Source organism: Phenylobacterium sp., from assembly GCF_031425575.1.
In the GTDB taxonomy this organism is placed as follows: Bacteria; Pseudomonadota; Alphaproteobacteria; order Caulobacterales; family Caulobacteraceae; genus Phenylobacterium.
Genome location: NZ_JANPJP010000125.1, coordinates 1 through 2,532 on the forward strand (window position 1 = coordinate 1; position 2,532 = coordinate 2,532).

At 69.0% G+C, this 2,532-nt stretch carries 6 protein-coding genes; 2 read left to right on the plus strand and 4 right to left on the minus strand.

Annotated elements, in window-relative coordinates; all coding sequences use genetic code 11:
• Nucleotides 1-167: 167 nt before the first annotated feature.
• A complete protein-coding gene (locus RMO97_RS07145) occupies nt 168-722 on the minus strand; it encodes a DUF3617 family protein (RefSeq protein ID WP_310539917.1) in 555 nt (184 codons plus the stop codon).
• Nucleotides 723-793: 71 nt separating this feature from the next.
• On the opposite strand from RMO97_RS07145, the gene RMO97_RS07150 reads away from it, so the two are divergent.
• Nucleotides 794-1,060, plus strand: a complete 267-nt coding sequence (locus RMO97_RS07150; RefSeq protein ID WP_310539919.1) for a GNAT family N-acetyltransferase — start codon at nt 794-796, stop codon at nt 1,058-1,060.
• Here the strand turns inward: RMO97_RS07150 and RMO97_RS07155 are convergent.
• The 3 genes from RMO97_RS07155 to RMO97_RS07165 form a co-directional block, all read right to left on the minus strand.
• Nucleotides 1,057-1,200 (minus strand): hypothetical protein, encoded by a 144-nt coding sequence (locus tag RMO97_RS07155; RefSeq protein ID WP_310539921.1) that lies wholly within the window; start codon nt 1,198-1,200, stop codon nt 1,057-1,059. The genes RMO97_RS07150 and RMO97_RS07155 overlap by 4 nt on opposite strands.
• A 127-nt stretch (nt 1,201-1,327) precedes the next feature.
• Nucleotides 1,328-1,678 carry a hypothetical protein gene (locus RMO97_RS07160; RefSeq protein ID WP_310539924.1) on the minus strand — a complete coding sequence of 117 codons (351 nt, stop codon included), beginning with the start codon at nt 1,676-1,678 and terminating at the stop codon, nt 1,328-1,330.
• Nucleotides 1,679-1,735: 57 nt separating this feature from the next.
• Complete coding sequence (locus tag RMO97_RS07165) at nt 1,736-2,020, minus strand: hypothetical protein (protein WP_310539926.1); 285 nt, start codon at nt 2,018-2,020, stop codon at nt 1,736-1,738.
• Between the two features lie 213 nt (nt 2,021-2,233).
• Here RMO97_RS07165 and RMO97_RS07170 point away from each other — a divergent pair.
• Nucleotides 2,234-2,532 (plus strand): hypothetical protein (locus RMO97_RS07170; RefSeq protein WP_310539927.1); only part of this gene is annotated, 299 nt, incomplete at its 3' end.

The following is a 2,532-nucleotide window of genomic DNA, read 5'->3' on the forward strand; positions in this document are numbered from 1 at the left end:
TGCATCGGCGGCGGCGAGGCCACGGCCATGGCGGTGGAGCTCATTTGAAACTCCGCTCATCCCGGCGAAGGCCGGGACCCAGGTCCTAGGTCACGACCTGAGCCATCTGTCCTGAATGCAGCGGATGTATCTGGGCCCCGGCCTTCGCCGGGGTGAGCGGATAGGGGTTAGCCCTTCCCCGGAACCGGCAGCTCCAGGATGTTGATCTTCATGCCGCCGGGCAGGGACATGTCGCCGGGCCTGTAGCCCTCGGGGCAGGCGCCCTGCCAGGCGGCCTCGACGGTGACCTTGTGCAGGCCGTTCATCTGCGGGGCGGCGGCGCCTTCCGTGGAGCTCTCGGCCTGGATGACGTACTTGGAATTGAAGTCGCCCGTGGCCGTGCCGCTGGTGGTGGTCTTGCCGCCCGAGCCCATGTCGCAGACCGAGCTGAACTGATAGCCGCCGGCCACGCGGGCCGAGAAGACGTTCTTCTCGCACATGTCCCGGGTGGCCTGGGAGCCCCAGAAGCTGATCTTCTCGTCGGTGGCGGCGTCCAGGCAGATGCGGCTGACCTGCACGAAATCGCCGGTGGAGACCCGCTGTTCCCACAGGCCCGGCTTGCGCTTGGGCGGGGTCTGCGACGGCGTGAAGGCGGGCGCGGCCGCCTCCGCCTCGGTCTTCTCGGCCGGCTTGCTGCAGGCGCTCAGCGCCAGCACCGTCGCCACGATCCAAAATTGCTTCATCTCGATCCCCCTCACGCAATCGCGAAGTTAAGCGGGATCGATCCTGGCGGCGAGGGGGTTATGATCAGACCATGACCGATCTGCGCGACACCGGCGACCGCTACGAGATAGACGAACAGGGCCAGACCTCCTGGGCCGACTATCGTCTGAGCGGAGAGCGCCTCTATCTCGACCATGTAGAAAGCCCGGCCGCCCTGCGGGGTACGGGCGCGGCGGGCAGGCTGATGGCCGCGCTCAGCGCCGATGTGCGGGCCAAGGGGCTGAAGATCACCCCGATCTGCGGCTATGCGGCGGCCTGGCTGCGGCGCAGCAAGGAATTTGGCGACCTGGTGGGTTAGCGGCTTTGGCCCTGCTGGCTCAGGCCCTGGCCGAAGGCCACGGGCTGCGAGGCGGCGACCATGGTGCCGGCCATGGCCACGACAGTCATGAGGGCGGCCGCGAAGGCGCTGATCAGGACGCGGTTAAAGGTATCGGACATCAAGCTTTATCCCAGGCCGGGCCGCCGTGAAGGGCGGCCTCTTTAGACAACCGGGGAGCTAACGCCGTGCTTTACAAATGGATGCAGCCGCGGCCGAAGCTTCACAATTCTTGACGTTTGACCGGGCCTAGCCGCGCTGGACGATGGCCATCAGCGCCTGGACCTTGGTGTCGGTCTCGCTGGCGAAGCGCCGGGCCAGTTCGCGCACCCCGGTGGGATAGACGTCCCCGCCGGCGCCGATCTCCTCCGACAGCCGCTCGACCTCGATCAGGGCCAGGCGCAGGGCGTCGACGTGATTGCGGGCCAGGCTCTTGGCCTCGCTCTGCAGGCGCCGGATCTGCTCGGCCAGGGTCTCGGTGGGGGGCGCGGGCGCCTCGGCCTGTTCCGGCGCGGGGGCCAGGGCCTGCAGGGCCACGACATTCACCTTGGGGGTCTCCGCCACGAGGCGGGGACGTGTACGCGCAACACGACTGACCATGGTTTCGCTCCAAACCGGGACGGTTGAAGCGCTGCCTTGCAGGCGCCGGGCCAAAGCCTAGAGGCGGGCGTTGATGGCCTCGATAGTGCCGATCTTCGACTCGCACTCCTCGGTGAGGCGCCGCGCGATGTCGCGGATGCCGGCCGGATAGGCCTCGCCGCCCTCGGCGATCTCGGCGGCCAGGGCCTCGGCCTCGTGCAGGGCGGCCACCAGGGCGGCGATGTGCTCGCGGGCCAGGCCCTTGGCCTCGGCCTGCAGGCGGCGCACGCGCATGGACAGGGCTTCGGAACGCGGGAGGGCGCCGACAACATTGTCGGACACGACGGAAAGCGACGGCGACATGGCTGCTATCCCCAGCAAGAGTTTCTGGAAGCGCCGTTCGTCGTCCGTTCCTGGACCGCCGGTTCGGCGCTCCCCCATGCTGACGTTTACGCCCGACCGCGGCCACGGTTCCGACCCCGGCGCCCAAGCTGGTGACCTGCGGTTTTTGGGTCACAGGGTCTTGGCGCGGCCGCTGCAACCGTTAGGTTCAAGCTCCAGCTTGGGAGGACGACCATGGGTGGACAGACATTTGTGGCGGCGGCGGCGGTGGCGATCCTGGGGCTCGGCGCCCCGGCCCAGGCCCAGCCGCAGTCGGGCCAGACGGTGATCGACATCCCCTACACCACCTGCGACGGCTCCCGCTGGACCGCCACCTGGGCCGGCCACGACTTCCACCACCAGCCGGAAAAGGGCGCGGGCCACACCGACCGCCGCATCGACTACCGCACCTGGGGCGGCGACTGCTGGTCGGCCACCTGGGACGCCGCCGGCCAGCGCTTCCACCACACGCCCAAGTCCGGCGGCGCGGGCCA

What these genes read in the sequence shown, in the direction of transcription:
- RMO97_RS07165 (WP_310539926.1), bottom strand. Translation starts at nt 2,020, where the DNA reads ATGTCGCCGTCGCTTTCCGTCGTGTCCGACAATGTTGTCGGCGCCCTC.
- RMO97_RS07160 (WP_310539924.1), bottom strand. Translation starts at nt 1,678, where the DNA reads ATGGTCAGTCGTGTTGCGCGTACACGTCCCCGCCTCGTGGCGGAGACC.
- RMO97_RS07155 (WP_310539921.1), bottom strand. Translation starts at nt 1,200, where the DNA reads ATGTCCGATACCTTTAACCGCGTCCTGATCAGCGCCTTCGCGGCCGCC.
- RMO97_RS07145 (WP_310539917.1), bottom strand. Translation starts at nt 722, where the DNA reads ATGAAGCAATTTTGGATCGTGGCGACGGTGCTGGCGCTGAGCGCCTGC.
- RMO97_RS07150 (WP_310539919.1), top strand. Translation starts at nt 794, where the DNA reads ATGACCGATCTGCGCGACACCGGCGACCGCTACGAGATAGACGAACAG.